Source organism: Nocardia sp. CA-128927 (assembly GCF_050955855.1).
Lineage (GTDB): Bacteria > Actinomycetota > Actinomycetes > Mycobacteriales > Mycobacteriaceae > Nocardia.
Map to the genome: position 1 here is coordinate 906,725 of NZ_CP192087.1, position 17,119 is coordinate 923,843.

General features: G+C 67.6%; 14 protein-coding genes and 1 pseudogene. 7 read left to right on the forward strand and 8 right to left on the reverse strand.

Annotated elements, in window-relative coordinates; genetic code table 11:
• Window positions 1-89: 89 nt before the first annotated feature.
• Both ACQPW1_RS04455 and purM read left to right on the forward strand, forming a co-directional pair.
• On the forward strand, window positions 90-1,781 hold the full coding sequence (locus ACQPW1_RS04455; protein ID WP_433661502.1) for an ABC transporter ATP-binding protein: 1,692 nt from the start codon (window positions 90-92) through the stop codon (window positions 1,779-1,781).
• Between the two features lie 129 nt (window positions 1,782-1,910).
• Window positions 1,911-2,987, forward strand: a complete 1,077-nt coding sequence (gene purM, locus ACQPW1_RS04460) for a phosphoribosylformylglycinamidine cyclo-ligase (protein WP_150403869.1) — start codon at window positions 1,911-1,913, stop codon at window positions 2,985-2,987.
• Window positions 2,988-3,135: 148 nt separating this feature from the next.
• Here purM and ACQPW1_RS04465 read toward each other — a convergent pair whose 3' ends face one another.
• The 4 genes from ACQPW1_RS04465 to ACQPW1_RS04480 form a co-directional block, all read right to left on the reverse strand.
• Entirely contained in the window at window positions 3,136-3,342 is a 207-nt protein-coding gene (locus ACQPW1_RS04465; RefSeq protein WP_433661503.1) for a DUF3073 domain-containing protein, read from the reverse strand.
• Window positions 3,343-3,518: 176 nt separating this feature from the next.
• On the reverse strand, window positions 3,519-4,472 hold the full coding sequence (locus ACQPW1_RS04470) for an asparaginase (RefSeq protein ID WP_433661504.1): 954 nt from the start codon (window positions 4,470-4,472) through the stop codon (window positions 3,519-3,521).
• Window positions 4,469-5,203, reverse strand: coding sequence for an MOSC domain-containing protein (locus ACQPW1_RS04475; protein ID WP_433661505.1), 735 nt, complete (start codon window positions 5,201-5,203; stop codon window positions 4,469-4,471). Before ACQPW1_RS04475 ends, ACQPW1_RS04470 begins: the two co-directional genes overlap by 4 nt.
• A 112-nt stretch (window positions 5,204-5,315) precedes the next feature.
• Window positions 5,316-6,428: a YgfZ/GcvT domain-containing protein gene (locus ACQPW1_RS04480; RefSeq protein ID WP_433661506.1), complete on the reverse strand. Its 1,113-nt coding sequence runs from the start codon at window positions 6,426-6,428 to the stop codon at window positions 5,316-5,318.
• Between the two features lie 279 nt (window positions 6,429-6,707).
• Between ACQPW1_RS04480 and ACQPW1_RS04485 the strand changes: the two genes are divergently transcribed.
• The 5 genes from ACQPW1_RS04485 to cydC all read left to right on the forward strand — a co-directional run bounded on the left by ACQPW1_RS04485 (window position 6,708) and on the right by cydC (window position 13,948).
• Window positions 6,708-7,628, forward strand: coding sequence for an aminodeoxychorismate lyase (locus tag ACQPW1_RS04485; protein ID WP_433661507.1), 921 nt, complete (start codon window positions 6,708-6,710; stop codon window positions 7,626-7,628).
• A 220-nt stretch (window positions 7,629-7,848) separates the two neighbouring features.
• On the forward strand, window positions 7,849-9,339 hold the full coding sequence (locus ACQPW1_RS04490; RefSeq protein WP_433665138.1) for a cytochrome ubiquinol oxidase subunit I: 1,491 nt from the start codon (window positions 7,849-7,851) through the stop codon (window positions 9,337-9,339).
• A gap of 9 nt (window positions 9,340-9,348) precedes the next feature.
• Window positions 9,349-10,380 (forward strand): cytochrome d ubiquinol oxidase subunit II, encoded by a 1,032-nt coding sequence (cydB, locus tag ACQPW1_RS04495; protein ID WP_433661508.1) that lies wholly within the window; start codon window positions 9,349-9,351, stop codon window positions 10,378-10,380.
• 2 nt (window positions 10,381-10,382) lie between these two features.
• A complete protein-coding gene (locus ACQPW1_RS04500; RefSeq protein WP_433661509.1) occupies window positions 10,383-12,179 on the forward strand; it encodes an ABC transporter ATP-binding protein/permease in 1,797 nt (598 codons plus the stop codon).
• 83 nt (window positions 12,180-12,262) lie between these two features.
• Window positions 12,263-13,948 carry a thiol reductant ABC exporter subunit CydC gene (cydC, locus tag ACQPW1_RS04505; protein WP_433665139.1) on the forward strand — a complete coding sequence of 562 codons (1,686 nt, stop codon included), beginning with the start codon at window positions 12,263-12,265 and terminating at the stop codon, window positions 13,946-13,948.
• Window positions 13,949-14,310: 362 nt separating this feature from the next.
• Here cydC and ACQPW1_RS04510 read toward each other — a convergent pair whose 3' ends face one another.
• From ACQPW1_RS04510 to ACQPW1_RS04525, 4 genes and pseudogenes are all read right to left on the reverse strand, one after another.
• The gene (locus ACQPW1_RS04510; protein WP_433661510.1) at window positions 14,311-15,018 is read right to left on the reverse strand and encodes an FABP family protein; all 708 of its coding nucleotides are present in this window, start codon (window positions 15,016-15,018) and stop codon (window positions 14,311-14,313) included.
• A gap of 268 nt (window positions 15,019-15,286) precedes the next feature.
• Complete coding sequence (locus tag ACQPW1_RS04515) at window positions 15,287-15,592, reverse strand: DUF1416 domain-containing protein (RefSeq protein WP_433661511.1); 306 nt, start codon at window positions 15,590-15,592, stop codon at window positions 15,287-15,289.
• A 4-nt stretch (window positions 15,593-15,596) separates the two neighbouring features.
• The gene (locus ACQPW1_RS04520) at window positions 15,597-16,430 is read right to left on the reverse strand and encodes a sulfurtransferase (RefSeq protein WP_396964904.1); all 834 of its coding nucleotides are present in this window, start codon (window positions 16,428-16,430) and stop codon (window positions 15,597-15,599) included.
• Window positions 16,431-16,554: 124 nt separating this feature from the next.
• Window positions 16,555-17,031, reverse strand: a pseudogene (locus ACQPW1_RS04525) (DUF4395 domain-containing protein); the annotation flags it as partial.
• Window positions 17,032-17,119: the final 88 nt, after the last annotated feature.

A 17,119-nucleotide genomic window follows, 5' to 3' on the forward strand; every position in this document is an offset into this window, starting at 1 on the left:
GAAGGACACACCATGAGTGAGCGAAGCGAGCGAATCATGACACAGCGTGCCTTGCGCGTGACGGAGCCGAGCGCTAGCGAGGCGCAGTCATGAGTAAGGCACCAGTGGTCACCGACCGCAGCAAGCCGGCGCTGTCCATCGAATCGCTGTCGGTCACCTTCGCCACCGACGCCGGACCCGTCTACGCGGTCACCGACGTCTCCTATGAAGTGTTCCCCGGCGAGGTGCTCGCCATCGTCGGTGAGTCCGGCTCGGGCAAGTCGGTGAGTTCGCGCACCGCGATGGGCCTGTTGCCGCTGACCGCGCGGGTGCGCGGTCTGGTCACCCTCGGCACCGAGAACATCACCTCGATGAACGAGCGACAGCTCACCGCGCTGCGCGGCGGCGCGATATCGATGGTGTTCCAGGAGCCGGGCCTCGCGCTCGACCCGCTGTTCACCGTGGGCTTCCAGATCTGCGAGGCGCTGCGCGCGCATTCGAAGATGAGCAAGAAGGACGCGAAGGCGCGCGCGATCGAACTCCTGCGCATGGTGGGTCTACCGGACCCGGAGCATCGGGTGAACTACTACCCGCACCAGCTCTCCGGCGGCCAGAAGCAGCGCGTGGTGATCGCCATCGCGATCGCCTGCGAGCCGAAGGTGATCATCGCCGACGAACCGACCACGGCGCTCGACGTGACGGTGCAGGCGGAGATCCTGGAGCTGCTGCGTGACCTGCGCGACCGGATCGGCAGTGCCATCGTGTTGATCACGCACAACATGGGCGTGGTGGCCGACCTGGCCGACCGCGTCGTGGTGATGCGCAACGGCAAGGTGGTCGAGCAGGCTCCGGTGGACGAACTGTTCGCCAGTCCGAAGGCGGACTACACCCGGGCGCTGCTCGCGGCCGTGCCGCACCTCGGCACCGAGCAACTGGCGCACGGTCCGGCCGAAGAAGTGGCCGCGACCGCCGAGCCGGTGCTCGAGGTGTGCGATCTGGTGGTCGAGTTCCCCGGCTCGTTCGGGCGGCCCCCGTTCCGCGCGGTCGACGATGTGAATCTCTGCATCGGTCCGGGCGAAACCCTCGGCCTGGTGGGCGAATCCGGCTCGGGCAAGTCGACCATCGGCCGCTGTGTCGCCGCGCTGCAACGCCCGACCTCGGGCGTGGTGAAGATCCGCGGACAGGACATCGCGGGCATGTCCGGTCGCAAGATGAAGCCGATCCGGCGGCGCTTCGGGTTCGTGTTCCAGGACCCGGCCAGCTCGCTGAATCCGCGGCTCACCGTCGGCGAGTGCGTCGCCGAGCCGCTGCTCGTGCACAAGATGGGCAGCGCGGCGGAGATCAAGGCGCGGGTGCGCAAACTGCTCGACGATGTGCAGCTGCCCGCGGGTACCGAGCGCCGGTATCCGCACGAGCTGTCGGGTGGTCAGCGCCAGCGCGCGAGCCTGGCCAGGGCCCTGGTCCTGGATCCGGATCTGCTGGTCGCCGACGAGCCGACCAGCGCGCTGGACGTCTCCGTGCAGGCCGCGGTGCTGGAGTTGTTCGGGCAGCTACAGCGCGAATGCGGCTGGGCCTGCCTGTTCATCAGCCACGATCTCGCGGTGGTCGACCAGCTGGCCGACCGGATCGTGGTGCTGCGCAACGGCGCGGTGGTCGAACAGGGTGATCGTGATCGCATCCTGCGGGCGCCGACCGAGGAGTACACGCAGCGCCTGGTGGCCGCGGTGCCGGTGCCGGATCCGGTGGAGCAGCGCAGACGACGCGCGGAGACCGCGGCGCTGTTCGCGAACGCCGCTACCTGATTGTCGCAATACGGTTTGGCTCACCCGATTGTCAATAGGGTGAGCCAATACCGGTGCAACGTCGTTATCGGGTTCCGGTAGCGTGAGCAGGCATCTATCCGCCGATTCGGTTTGGAGCTTTCCCCGAAAATGACTGAACAGACCCCCAGTGGTGGTGCCTCTTACGCCGCGGCAGGCGTGGATATCGAGGCAGGTGACCGCGCAGTCGAGTTGTTCGGGCCATTGGCGAAGAAGGCGAGCCGCCCCGAGGTCCAGGGCGGCCTCGGCGGGTTTGCCGGGCTGTTCGCACTCAAGGGCGGCTACCGCGAACCGCTACTCGCCGCGTCCACCGACGGGGTCGGCACCAAGATCGCGGTAGCGCAGGCGATGGACAAGCACGACACCGTCGGCCTCGACCTGGTCGCGATGGTCGTCGACGACCTCGTCGTGTGCGGTGCCGAGCCGCTGTTCCTGCAGGACTACATCGCCATCGGCAAGGTCGTCCCGGAGAAGGTCGCCGAGCTGGTCTCCGGCATCGCCGAGGGCTGTGTCCGGGCCGGCTGCGCGCTGCTCGGCGGCGAGACCGCCGAACACCCCGGCCTGATGGACCCGGACGACTACGACCTGTCCGCGACCGGTGTCGGCGTGGTCGAGGCCGACGCGGTGCTCGGCCCGGACCGGGTGCGTCCCGGTGACGTGGTCATCGCGATGGGCTCCTCGGGCCTGCACTCCAACGGCTACAGCCTGGCCCGCAAGGTGCTGCTCGACATCGACCGGATGTCGCTCACCGGGCACATCGAGGAGTTCGGCCGCACGCTCGGCGAGGAACTGCTCGAGCCGACCCGGATCTACGCCAAGGACTGCCTCGCGCTGATCGCCGAGACCGACGTGCGCACCTTCGCGCATGTCACCGGCGGCGGACTGGCCGCCAACCTGGGCCGGGTGCTGCCCGCGGGCATGGTGGCCGAGCTGGATCGCGGCACCTGGAACCCGGCGCCGGTGTTCAAGATGATCGCGCAGCGCGGCCGGGTCGAGCGGGTCGAGATGGAGAAGACGTTCAACATGGGCGTCGGCATGGTCGCCATCGTCGCGCCCGAGGACGTGGACCGGGCGCTGGCCGTGCTGACCGCGCGGCACATCGAGTGCTGGACGCTGGGCACCGTGAAGAAGGCGAAGGATTCCGACGCCCTGCGTGCCGTTCTGGTGGGCGAACACCCGCGCTTCTGAGACCACTACACAAACGCAAACCAGCGTCCCGCATCGCTCAGATGCGGGACGCTGGTGTGTTCTAAGCTTTTTCGGCGTTATCCGTCAACGCGCGGCAACGGCAGAAAGAGGAGGCACGCTGACCTCCCCTTTCGAACGTTGCTTCGAGTCAGCGGCGCCAGTCGTCGTAGTCGTCCTCTTCGAATTGGTTAGAGGACTTGTCCGCGTCGTGCTCATCGGACAGCACACCACTCCGTTGGGAGTGGGGGCTTCCCGAAAGCTCGCGCTGAAGGCTCGCGAAATCGCTCGGCGGGCTGCTGTACTTCAGCTCGCGTGCGACTTTGGTCTGCTTTGCCTTAGCCCGGCCACGGCCCATGGCTGACCCCCTCGCGTCACTGCGGGGCGGCCTGGGGTTTGGTTGGCGGCCCCGTTCGAATTAATACTCTTCCTGACAGACACTTTAGCGTGTGTCCGGCCGTCCCGCTTCCAGGAGTGGGTGAAGAACCTCCGAAGTGGTTCCGTTTGCCCGTTTGTCGCCCCCGGTCCGTCCGGTCAGAGCACCCCGGGGATCGCGCGAATCACGCCGACTCGGGCGCCGCCGCCGAGCACCGCGGGGGCCGCCAGCTCGGTGTGCGCGTCGGTCCAGTCGACCCCGATCCGGTGCAAAATGGCCAGCGTCAGGGGTATTCGGGCACGGTCGCTGCCGTCCTCGATCTTGTACGCGAAGGCCGTTCCGTCGGGCAGCGCACCGGCGTGCACACCATCCGCGCCGATCTTGCAGACCAGTCCGGGGGTGGCCTGCATGGTCAGCAGATCGGGTGCGTTGGTGCCGGAAATCACTCGCGGATGGGCGCGGATGGCGTCGGCGACGCGGCGCTCCGGCGCGTCGGGATCAGCGGTCGCCATGGTCGCGAACACCCGGGCGAGGTTCACCAGCGACACCGGAATGATCGGCAGGCCACAGCCATCGATGCCGAGATCGGTCTCGGGTTCGCCGGTGAGATCGGCGACGGTGGCGATCACCGCCTGCTGCAGCGGATGCGCCTCGTCGAGATAGCCCTCGGTCGGCCAGCCGTTGATCGCGCAGGTCGCCAGCATCGCGGCGTGCTTGCCCGAGCAGTTCATGTAGATCCGGCGAGGTTCGTGCGAACCCGAAAGCACGGCCGCGCGCGCCTTGTCGTCGACCGGCAGATCGGGCGGGCATTCCAGGGACTTCTCGTCGAAGCCGAACCGGTCGAGCAGCCGGCGCACCAGCGCGACATGATCCGGTTCGCCGTAGTGCGAGGCGGTCGCGATGGCCAGCTCGGCGTCGTCGACCGGCTCGAACCCGTGGCGCAGCAAGGTGATCGCCTGCATCGGCTTGTTGGTCGAGCGCGGGAAGATCGGCAGGTGCACCTCGCCGAGCGCGAGGGTCGGCTCGCCCGCGGGATCGAGGATGACGGCCGAGCCGCGGTGCACGCACTCGCGGAAGCCGGAGCGGACTACTTCGACCAGTTCCACACTCACAGTTGCGCTCCCGTGTCGAGTTCGGCGCCACGTCGCGTGGCCGGATCGGTTTGTTCGTCGGTTCGGCGGCGCGCCGCGCGGTCGGCGTTCGCGTGTCGGCGGGCGTGGCGTTCGATCTGCATGCGCGCGTCGTCGGAGAGGGTCGGCTCGTCGGTGAGCAGGATCGCCAGCAGGTCCGGGTCGTCGCCGTTGAACAGGTCGCGGACGGTGATGCCGTGGTCCGGGACGGACACCACCGACACGGTGTCGCCCGCGCCGATCGTGCCCTCGGTCAGCACACGCAGGTAGGCGCCGGTGTCGGCCTGCCGGGTGAATCGCTTGACCCACTGGGCTTCTCCGCTCCAGTGCTGGAAGGTGGCGCATGGAACCCGCGGCGCGCTCACCTCGAGCAGCGTGTCGCCGATGGCCCAGCGGGCGCCGAGTACCGCGTCGCTGACCGCGAGGCCCGCGATGCGCAGGTTCTCGCCGAACCAGCCCGCGGGCAACTCGCGATCGAGCGCGTTGCCCCAGCGGCGGGCGTCTTCGTCGGCGTAGGCGTAGACGGCCTGGTGCACGCCGCCGTGGTGCTCGGTGTTGCACACGTGATCGCCGTCGAGACCGAGCGCGCGCACCGGTACCCGGCCCGGCATCGGGCGCTTGTCGATCGCGCTCTTGCCGACTCGGCCCGGTACGTCGAGCTCGGCGTGCACCACACACACGGCCAGCACCTGGCCGGTATCACCGGTTCGCATCGGAGTCACTCCTCTCGTCACGTAGTCGGGCCAGGGATTCGGGGTGCCGAAGGCATCGCTCAGCGCGCACGCGGAGCTTGCGCCCCTTCGGTATTCGACGGTCATGGCCGCGTCAGCGTCCGCGGAGCCGATCGACGGCGAGCCTGCCCGCCTGCGGTGAGTCGTCGGTCGGCACCGAATCCGGGTCGATGGCGGCGGCGGACGATCCGGCGGTCAGCGCGGTGTCGGCAGAGACGGTGCGTTTGATCAGTGCGAGCGCGATCGGGCCGAGTTCGTAGTGGTCGATGACGGTGCCGAGGCGGCCGATCGTGCGGCCACCCGCGGCGATGTCGGCGCCGGTCTCGGGGCGCTCGTCGGCCGAACCGTCCAGGTGCAGCAGCACCAGGTGCCGCGGCGGCTTGCCCAGGTTGTGCACCCGCGCCACGGTTTCCTGGCCGCGGTAGCAGCCCTTGTCCAGATGCACGGCGCCGTATTCGGTGACCCCGCCGATCCAGCGGGCCTCGTGCGGGATGGTGCGTTCGTCGGTGTCGAGTCCGATCCGCGGTCGCACGGCGGCGACCCGCAGGGCCTCGAAGGTCCACATGCCCGCCGGCTCGGCGCCCGCTTCGGTCAGGCGGGTCCACCACTCGGTGAGCCGGTCGCGCGGGATGAGCAGATCGAAGGAGTCGGCGGTCGGCCACGGCATGCGCCGGAGGAAGCCGCCGCCGGGCAGCGCCACGGCCTCGTAGGTGCCGGGCAGGGTGGCGACACCGAGGGCGGCGAGCACCTCGGTGGCCTTCGGGCCGAGCAGGCTCAGCACCGCGTGATCGGACTCGGTCGGCTGCGCGTCGGCCCAGAAGACCATCTTCTTCAGGAAGTCCAGCAGGGCCTGGCCGCGGTCGGCTTCGGTGTCGATCCAGACCGTGCTGTCCAGGTCGGTGAGCACGAAGTGGTTCAGCACCCGGCCGTTGAGATCGAGGTCGAGGTTCTCCGCGGACTGTCCGTCGCGCAGGGCGGCGATGTGCTGGCTGCTGATGGTGTGCAGCCAGGTCAGCCGCTCGGCGCCGGTGATCTGCAGGACGAAACGGTGCGAGCGATCGATGACCGCCGCGCGTTCGACGGCGGCTCGCTGTTCACCGAGCGGATCGCCGTAGTGCCAGGCGACGGCGGCGTCGGGGGACCCCGGCGCTCCCGCGACGGCTCCCGAAACAGCGAGGATAGGGCTGGGTGCAACGACCACGGACACGTTTCCACTGTAGGCGGGGTCGGACCGTGGTGTCGGAACCGGGGCGCGGGGCGGGCTTGTGGGCGCGGTTGCGCGAGGCCGCCGAGAGTGGTTGCGAGCGACGATGCGCTAGGCCCCGCGCCGACGCGCTCGCGAGCGCGTCGGCGCGGGGCCGCGCAGGGACGTTCGTGAAGGCGAGCTGAAGGCGTGTGAGTGAACCTGAAGGGGCAGGTTATAAAAGATGCCGCGAAGTCTGCCGTGACCTAGGCGAGACATTGCAACACCGCCTAGTCTCGACGCATGGTAGATCGGGTTCTTGTCTCTCTCGACGGCGCGGTCCGGGACGCGGACGCGCCGTTGTTGTATGCGGACGACATCGGCGTATTGCGTGGCGACGGTATTTTCGAAACAGTGCTGGTGCGCGCGGGCAACGCGTGCGCGATCGAATTTCATCTAGGCAGGCTGCGCCGCTCGGCGCAGGCGCTGGATCTGCCCGAGCCCGAGATCGGGCGCTGGCGGGAAGCGGTCGAGCGCGCCGCGAAGGAGTGGGGCACCGACCGCGAAGGCGTGATGCGGCTGGTGCTCACCCGCGGGCGCGACAGTGAGCTATCGGGTGTGGCCGAGAAGGTGACGAGCGGCGATCTCGCCGCCGCCGTTCCGGTGCCCACCGCGTATGTGCTCGTGCTTCCGGTGCCGGATCGGGTGCAGAAGGCGCGCACCGAAGGTGTCTCCGTGGTGACGCTGTCCCGCGGCATCTCGATCGATCTGGCGCAGGCCGCGCCGTGGCAGCTGCTCGGCGCGAAGACGCTGTCCTATGCGTCCAATATGGCGGCGCTGCGGTTCGCGGCGCGGATGGGCGCCGACGACGTGATCTTCACCAGCACCGAGAACCGGGTGCTGGAAGGCCCGCGCTCGTCCGTGGTGATCGCGCGGGACAAGCAGCTGATCACGCCGCCCGCGAAAAACGGCGTGCTGCCGGGTGTCACCCAGCGCGCGCTGTTCGTCGAGGCGGAGAAGGCGGGGTGGGAGTGCGTCTACAAGTCGCTGTTCACCGCCGACCTGCTCACCTGTGACAGCGTGTGGATGATGTCCAGCGTCTCGCTGGCGGCGCGGGTGAATTCGTTGGACGGGCTGCGGATGTCGGCGCCGGACAACGCGCAGGAGATCATCGATTTGGTTGGTCGCGGTATCGAGCGAGCGGGCGCCATCGGCGATTGGTGAGGTTCTCCTCGGGCGACCGGTGACTGCCCGCACCGGGCGCTGACGGGGAATCCACCGGCGTGATGTGCGTCCTACTTGCACGGCTTTGCCGGGGGTGCGAGCTCGGAAAACCGCTGTTTAAGGCCGAAAGTCCCGGTGTGTCGTGGCGTAGGACTCATTGTTCTGAACTGCCTCCGACGTAGTATTACTACGTCATGTCGTAGACGACGAGGAGGTCGTGTTGAACGCCCTGGACATCTCTCGATGGCAGTTCGGCATCACGACGGTCTACCACTTTCTGTTGGTGCCGCTGACTATCGGACTTGCTCCTTTGGTCGCCGCCATGCAGACGGCCTGGGTGATCACCGGTAAGGATCACTGGCTGCGGCTGACCAAGTTCTTCGGCAAGCTGTTCCTGATCAACTTCGCGCTGGGTGTCGCCACCGGCATCGTGCAGGAATTCCAGTTCGGAATGAACTGGAGCGAGTACTCCCGCTTCGTCGGCGACGTGTTCGGCGCACCGCTCGCGCTCGAGGGTCTGGTCGCCTTCTTCATGGAGTCGACCTTCCTCGGGCTGTGGATCTTCGGCTGGTCCCGATTGCCGAAACTCGCGCACCTGGCCACCATCTGGATGGTGGCGATCGGCGTGAACGCGTCGGCGTACTTCATTGTCGCCGCGAACTCGTTCATGCAGCATCCGGTGGGGGCGCGGTTCAATCCGGAGACCGGACGGGCCGAACTCGAAAGCATCGTCGCGGTGCTCACGAACAACACACTGCTGGCGGCCTTTCCGCACGTTGTCGCCGGATCCTTCGTCACGGCAGGCACTTTCGTGGCGGGTATCGCGGGCTGGTGGATGGTGCGCAAGGCGCGCAGCGGCGATGCCGCCCAGTTGGCGGAGGCGCGCACCATGTGGCGACCGGCGGCGCTGGTCGGCATCTGGGTGATGATGCTGTCGCTGGTCGGGTTGTTCTTCACCGGCGACACCCAGGGCAAGCTGATGTTCGAGCAGCAGCCGATGAAGATGGCCTCGGCGGAATCGTTGTGCCACACCGAAACCGATCCCGATTTCTCCATCCTGACGGTCGGCACGCACAACAACTGCGACAGCGTCACGCACGTGCTCGAGGTGCCCTTCGTGCTCCCGTACCTGGCCAAGGGCGAGTTCAGCGGCGTCACCCTGCCCGGCGTGATCGACCTGCAAAAGGAATACAACGAGAAGTACGGCGTCGGCGACTACCGGCCGAACCTGTTCGTCACCTACTGGTCGTTCCGGGCGATGATCGGCCTGGCCGCGGGCTCGGCACTGCTGGCGCTGGCCGGGCTGTGGCTCACCCGCCGCGGCCGGGTGCCGAACCAGCGCTGGTTCTCCTGGCTCAGCATCCTGATGATTCCGACGCCGTTCCTGGCCAACAGCGCGGGCTGGGTGTTCACCGAAATGGGCCGCCAGCCTTGGGTTGTCGTGCCGAACCCGACCGGCGATCCGAACCTGCGACTGATGGTGCAACAGGGCGTCTCGAACCATTCGGCCGGTGTGGTGCTGTTCTCGCTGATCGTTTTCACGCTGCTGTACGGCGCGCTGGCGGTGGTGTGGTTCTACCTGATGCGGCGCTACGTGATCCACGGGCCTGATCCGGCTCCGGTGGTCGCCGAGGGGCCCGACGATACCGATGGGTCGGGTGGGCATCGTGCCGAAGAGCCTGCCGTCGAACAACTTTCGTTCGCCTACTAGGAGCCGACGATGAGTCTGCAAGAGTTCTGGTTCGTGCTGATCGGGGTGCTGTTCACCGGTTACTTCGTGCTGGAGGGCTTCGACTTCGGGGTCGGCATGCTGATGCCGATTCTCGGTCGGGGTTCCGATACGCGAAGGCGGGTGGTGCTCAACACGATTGGTCCGGTGTGGGACGGCAACGAGGTGTGGGTGATCACCGCGGGCGGTGCCATGTTCGCGGCCTTCCCCGAGTGGTACGCCAGCATGTTCTCCGGGTTCTATCTGGCGCTGCTGTTGCTGCTCGTCGCGCTCATCCTGCGCATCTGCGCGATCGAGTATCGCGGCAAGATCAACGATCCGCGCTGGCGGGCCCGCTGTGATCTCGGCATCGGAATCGGTTCCTGGATACCGGCTCTCGCGTGGGGATGGGTGTTCGCCAATATCGTGCGCGGGGTGCCGCTGAACGAGAAGAAGCAGTTCGCCGGTTCGGTGTGGGACCTGCTCGGTCCGTACGCCCTGCTCGGCGGGTTGACCACGGGGCTGCTGTTCGCCTTGCACGGCGCGGTGTTCCTCGGGCTGAAGACCGGCGGCGAGGTGCGCGACGACGCGCAACGCACGGCGAAGCTGCTGCTGGTGCCGACGGCTGTGGTCGTCGGGGTGTTCGGATTCTGGACGCAGCTGGCCTACGGCACCGGGTGGACGTGGATTCCGTTGGCGCTCGCGGTGATCGGGCTCGTCGCCGCCGCGGTGGCGGTGTTCGCCGATCGCGACGGGTGGGCCTTCCTCGGCACCACGATCACGGTGGCGGCGGCGACCACGCTGCTGTTCGGGTCGCTGTTCCCGAATGTGTTGCCCTCCACCATCGATGCGGCGTTCAACCTGACCATCCACAACGCGTCGTCCACCCCGTACACGCTGAAGGTGATGAGCTGGGCGGCGGTGCTCGTCACGCCGGTCGTGCTGGTCTACCAGGGCTGGACGTACTGGGTGTTCCGCCAGCGGATCACCGTCGACCAGATCCCCGCACCGGTCGGCTTGCCGCTGGGACCCGTGAAGGACTGAACATGGCCCGCCCGCCTGTCGACCCGCGCCTGTGGCGGTACGCCCGCTCGGCCCGCCGCTACTTGGCGCTGAGTGTCGCACTGTCCGTGGTGATCACCGGTTCGATCGTGGTCGCGGCGGTCATGCTGGCCCGCGTGCTGGCCGGGGTCATCACCGATCCCGGCCGGTGCACGCTCGGCGAGTGGACGACGGAACTGCTGGTGCTCGCGCTCGCCATCGCCTGCCGGGTGCTCGCCACCTGGCTGCAATCGCGGCTGGCACACCGGGCGGGTGCGGGTGTGGTGGCGGAGCTGGAAACCGCCGTGCTCACCGCGGGTGCGCGGCTGCCACCGCGAGAACTCGAAACGCGCAGAACCGAACTCGCGGTCGTGGTCGGTACCGGACTGTCCGGGTTGCGCGGGTATCTGATCGGATACGTTCCCGCACTGCTGCTTGCGGTTCTCGTTCCGCCGATCGTGTTGGCGGTCATCGCGATCCACGATCCGATCTCGGGACTCATCGTGGTGATCACGCTGCCGCTGATCCCGGTGTTCATGATCCTGATCGGGTTGCTGACCCAGGGGCGTGCCGAGGCGACGCTCGCCGCCACCACGCGGCTGTCGGATCAACTGCTCGATCTGTTCGCGGGCATGCCGACGCTGCGGGCGCTGGGGCGGGAGCGGGGCGAATCGGTTCTGAACGAACAGGATTCGAGGCCGGGTAGCGGCGTCGCCGTGGCGGGTGAGGCCGATGCGTCGGGGATGCGTCTCGGCACGATGGCGCATCGCGTGCGTGCGCTGGGAGATGCGTTGCGGCAGCGGACCATGCGGGCGTTGCGGATCGCCTTCCTCTCCTCGATGGTGCTCGAGCTGCTCGCGACGTTGAGCGTGGCGCTGATCGCGGTGTCCATCGGCCTGCGGCTGGTGTACGGCGAGATGAGCCTGTACGCGGGCCTGGTTGCCCTGGTGCTGGCTCCGGAGGTGTATCTGCCACTGCGAATGGTGGGGGAGCGGTTCCATGCCGCACAGGACGGAATGGCGGCCGCGGACAAGGCTTTCGCTGTCCTCGAATCCGCGCCGGAAGCAACGGGTTCCGGCGGTGCGGAGGTACGGCACTTCGCCGGGGTTGTCGAACTGCGGGACCTGTCCGTCCGTGCGCGAAACGGGTGCGCGCCCGACGGGTTGTCGGCACAGCTCCGGCCCGGGGTGCTCACGGTGCTTTCCGGGCCCAACGGCAGTGGGAAATCGACAGCGGTGCAGGCGATCCTGGGATTGATCGAGCCGGACCGTGGCACCGTGATCGTCGACGGCATCGATGTGCGCGAGTTGGACCAGCACGAGTGGTGGGCACGCGTCGCCTGGCTGCCCCAGCGCCCGGTCCTGGTGCCCGGCACGCTGCGGGAGAATCTCGAGCTGTTCGGTGCAAAGGCCGACACCCCTGTCGCGCACGGACCGACCCGCATCGTCGACGACCTCGAAGCCGCCTGCGTCGCTACCGGTTTCGACGCGGTACTGAACGAGCTGCCCGACCGATGGGACACCGTGGTCGGTCCGGGCGGCGTCGGCCTATCCCTCGGCCAGCGCCAACGGCTCGCGCTGACCAGGGTGCTGGCCACGGACCGCCCGATCCTGCTCCTCGACGAGCCGACCGCCCACCTCGACGCCGACAGCGAAACCGCGGTCCTCGCGGCCCTGCGACAGCGCGCCCGAGACGGCGCGACCGTAATCGTGATCGGCCACCGCCCAACGGTTCTCGCCGCTGGCGACCATGTGGTTCAAGTACGCGCCGCCAACGATCTAGCGGGGGTGGCGATCCGATGATCGTGATGGGCAATTCGACTGCTCGGCGCGGCACGCCGCCGACCACGAGCGACCGTTCTGCACTGCTCAGTGATCTGCGGCGAATGTGGCGGCTGCTCGACCTGTCTCGGTGGCGGGTTGCGGTGGCGATCGCGTGGGGCGTGCTGGCGCTCGGCAGCGGGCTCGGGTTGGCGGCGCTTGCCGCGTGGTTGATTGCCCGTGCGTGGCAGATGCCGCCGGTGCTGGATTTGAGCATTGCGGTGGTGACCGTGCGGGCGCTGGGGATTTCGCGAGGGTTGGCCCGGTATCTGGAACGGCTTGCCACGCATGATGTTGCGTTGTGGGCGATGGCGACGGCGCGGACCACGGTCTATCGGACGTTGGCAGGCTCGGACTTCTGGTTGCGCAGGCCAACTGGTTCGCGCTCGGCGGCGGGGCGCTCCGGTGCTGCCGGGCCACTGCGGCGCGGTGATCTGCTCGTCCGGATCGGTAGCGACATAGACGATCTCGGTGCCGTCGTGGTTCGAGTATTCGTTCCGGTCGCGGTCGCTGGCGTGTTGTCCGTGATCGCGATCGGTCTGCTCGCCACGATCTCGGTGGCCGCGGCCGCGATTCTGGCGGGGGCACTGGCGCTTTCCGGGATTCTTGCCCCTTGGCTGTCGGCGAAGGCCGCGCGCGAAGCGGAGCAAGCCGTGCGCGCGGACCGGGCGGAGTTCACCGCGCAGGCCCTCACCGTGCTCGACCATGCGGCCGAACTGCGCGTCGCGGGTCGGCTGGACGCGGCACTCGACGCCGCTACCAAGGCATCTCGACGAGCGGTCGCGGCGGAGGATGCGGCGGCCGCACGCAGTGCGTGGTCGGCGGCGGCCACTCCGCTCTCGATCGGCGCGAGCGTGCTGGGGGCCTTGTTGATCGGCATCACCCTCTACGGCCCGTCCGGCGGCGCACCAGGCGCGATGACACCGATGGCGCTCACCGTGCTTGTCCTGCTGCCACTCTCGGCTTTCGAGGCGGTCGGCCCGTTGCCCGCCGCGGCGCAGTCGCTGACCACAGCCCGTGCGGCCCTGCATCGGCTGGTCCGGCTCGACGGTGGCACTCGGGTGCAAGCTGCGAACGACGATGCGAAGGTCGACAGGTCAGCAAGTGGTGCTGCCGCGCTGGAAGGCCTTCTCGCGCAACAACTCCCGGAGCTGCCGACGGGTCGCCGAATCGCCGTAGTCGGCCCGAGCGGAGCCGGAAAGACCACGCTGCTGATGCTATGGGCGGGTCTGTTCGATACACCTCGAACCGGTGTCACCCTCTTCGCGGAGGACGCCCACCTGTTCGGTACCTCGGTGCTGGAGAACCTGCGCGTGGCACGCGGCGACGTCACCGAGGAAGAGGCCGAAAGCGCCCTGCGCACAGTAGGTCTCGGCGACTGGCTCGGCTCCCTGCCGAAGGGTGTCCACACCGATCTGGTCGGTGGCGCGGCCGCAGTCTCCGGCGGACAACGCCGCCGCATCCTGCTGGCCCGAGCACTGGTATCACCCGCCCGAGTGTTGCTGCTCGACGAACCCACCGAACACCTCGAAGCCGAGGCGGGCGCACAGTTGCTGTGCGACTTGCTCGATGTAGACAGCGGACTGGTCGAACCCGATCGAACTGTGGTCGTCGTCACACATCAACTGCCGCCGGACCACCGCGCCGACGTGATCGTCCGAGTCGAAGCATCGGCGCAGGTACGGGCCGATTTCCTGGATCACGGAGTCCCCACTTCAGCCCACCGAGAAATTCCGTTGCCGACCCGCTGACTCCTCGCTAAATTCGTCAGTACACAAGGAAGGAGGTGGTTCGACGAATGTATGTTCAAAGGACTCGTGAGGTGGCTGCGCGCTAGCGCCACCGCTGCAGGTGATTCGCCGCGCGAGCGTTAGCGAATACCACGCAGTCACCCGGCCCCCGAGCCCCCGTTTGAGTCCGAACGGGACCCGTGCACTAACCCCGCACCGGTAAGGCTCGGGGGTCGTTCCTTTCCGCCTCTCCGCGTATTCAGGCCAGACTCGTGTGCCGCGCTAGTTGCGTTGGCGCCCAGCGGTGATGCGGTGGGTTGAGTTAGCCGGTGCCCGGTGAGTTACCCATGTGCTCGCGAAATCAGTGGGCGAGTTTCGATCATCTAGCCGATGTAGCGCTGCAGACGAGCCGAGAGGCGGGGCTCCAGCGGACCGTCGGCCACCACGCGCTCCTCGACGTAGGCCAGGTCGCCGCCCTCGACGATGCCGTAGAGGCGCTTCGCGCCGCCGACGACGATGCCGGACTGGCTGCGGATGACCACGTCGGTGGCGAGCTCCCAGGAGGACTGGGTGAGGGCCTGACCGTAGAAGAGTTCGACGATGCCGGTGCTGTGCGTGAGCAGCAGCTCGATCACCTCGTCGTTGCCGTCGATGCCGACCCGCCAGAAGCCGCTCTCGCGCAGATCGGGTCCGGAGTAGTTGCCCTCGGTGTCGAGCACCCAGGAGCGGGACTCCCAGGACAGGTAGTCGCCGCCGTCGTGCGCCACGATGATCTGCTGGCCGAAGCGGTAGTCGCCACGCTCGGGATGATGACCCTCGCCCTCGCCGCGCCACACGCCGACCATGGGCAGCAGCGCCAGCATGGAGGAACTCAGATCCGGCCCGAGCCGCAGGTTAGCGGTGTCCACGGGCAGCGGCAGATCGGGCAGCGCAGGAATGTTGCGGGCCCCGGTCGCCTTCGCCCGCTCGACGGCCTCGGACACGGCCTTATCACCGCTCCGGCGACCAGCCGGATCGGCCGAGCCGTTGCCGTTCAGTTGTTCACTCGCTTGCTCGGCCGGGTTTGAACCTTCGCTCGCGAGATCGCTCATGCCTGAGCCTCGCTGGCGCTCACCTCAGGCATGCGCGATGCGCACTGCGACATGATTCGCTCGCTGCGCTCGCTCATGACTCGGTGAACAGCCGGTAGAAGACGTACAGGCCGAACCAGCCGATGAGGATGGCGACGGCCACCAGCAGAATCTCGAAGAAGAGGACCACCTTTGGAGTCTAACGACAACCAGCGCCGCATACACAGACGACCCCGGTCCTTCCCGTCATAGTGGGGAAGCCCGGGGCCGTTAGCTGCGAAAGGTCTGCTTACTTGGCGACCGCGACGTCCACGGGGTGGATGCCCGCGCCTTCCGGACGAACCTCCGCGGAGCCGTTGCCGGCCGAGGAGAGCGCCCGCAACGTCCACGCACCCGGCGCGGCGAAGAAGCGGAAGTCGCCGGTGCCCGAGGCGACGACCTCGGCGGTGAAGTCACCGTTGCCGTCGAGCAGGCGCACGAACGCGCCGCCGACCGGCTGCCCGTCGGTGCTCAGGACACGGCCGGTGATGACCGTCTCCTTCTCCACATCGACGCCGACGGGAATGGCCTGACCCTGGGTAGGTGCTGCGCACATGGTTTTACGCTCCCAACTCGATCGGTGCACCGACGAGGGAGCCGTATTCGGTCCAGCTCCCGTCGTAGTTCTTGACATTGCTGTGGCCGAGCAGTTCCTGCAGCACGAACCAGGTGTGCGAGGAACGCTCGCCGATGCGGCAGTAGGCGATGGTCTCCTTCTCGCCGTCCAGGCCCGCTTCTTTGTAGATCTCGGTGAGCTCGGAGTCGGACTTGAAGGTGCCGTCCTCGTTCGCGGCCTTGCTCCACGGCACGTTGATCGCGGTGGGGATGTGGCCGGGACGCTGGCTCTGTTCCTGCGGCAGGTGCGCGGGGGCCAGGATCTTGCCGGAGAACTCGTCGGGCGAACGGACGTCGACCAGGTTCTTGGTGCCGATGGCGGCGATGACCTCGTCGCGGAACGCGCGGATGGTCACGTCGGGGGCGGCGGCCTTGTACTGGGTAGCCGGGCGGTTGACGCCGTCGGTGGACAGCGGGCGACCGTCGAGCTCCCACTTCTTGCGGCCACCGTCGAGCAGCTTGACGTTGTTGTGGCCGTACAGCTTGAAGTACCAGTAGGCGTACGCGGCGAACCAGTTGTTGTTGCCGCCGTACAGGACTACCTCGTCGTCGTTCGCGATGCCGCGCGCCGAGAGCAGGTCGGAGAACTGCTCCTGGTTCACGAAGTCACGACGAACTTGATCCTGCAGGTCCTTCTTCCAGTCGAGCCGGACGGCACCTTCGATGTGGCCACCGTCGTAGGCGGAGGTGTCCTCGTCGACCTCGACGAAGACGATGCCGGGGGCGTTGAGGTTCTCTTCGGCCCAGTCCACGGAGACCAGGACATCGGAGCGAGCCATGTTGTTCCTTTCAGAGATGACTTGCGGATCAGTTCGGTGCCGGGGACCCGGCGGTGTGAGCGTCAGACCCGGAGGCGGTAGCTTGCGTAACCACGGAGGGGCCGTGAACACCGCCAGTAGGAGCAGCAGTCCGGCGGAAACGAGCTACCAGGGGATAGATCTGGCAACCCAGGCAGATCCCGAACGCCGCGTTCAAGAACGCGGCGAACAGGGCAAAGCCGGCGAAGACCGCGCCGACAACTGTGGAGCCGAGCGCGAAGCCCAGCAGGCTGACCGCGGCGAAGACCAGGCCGAGCAGCTGCGCGAACTTCAGCGGCGGCACGGGTTCGGTCTCGGTGGTCGGTGCCACCCGCGGCGCGACGAACTTCGCGTAGATGCGGCCGTACGGATGCTTGCGCGGTCCGTAGGCGGCGCCGATCGCGAAGACCACGGCCTGGATGGCGATAAGCACCGCGGCGGCGATGGGGGAGAAGATGGCGGCGATCAGCACCAATACGAGGACGGCGGTGGTGACCCACGCGGCGAAGCGGGGGCCGCGAACATCTACCTGCCCGTTGGCAATTGGCTGATTCTGCGAAGTTTTACCGATTTCGGTGGACATTGTGCGTACTCCTGCGCTGGATGCGACTGATGGCTGGAAAATTGCCAGTTCGCCGGGGGATCAACGAGATCACTCGCACGGCGGACAT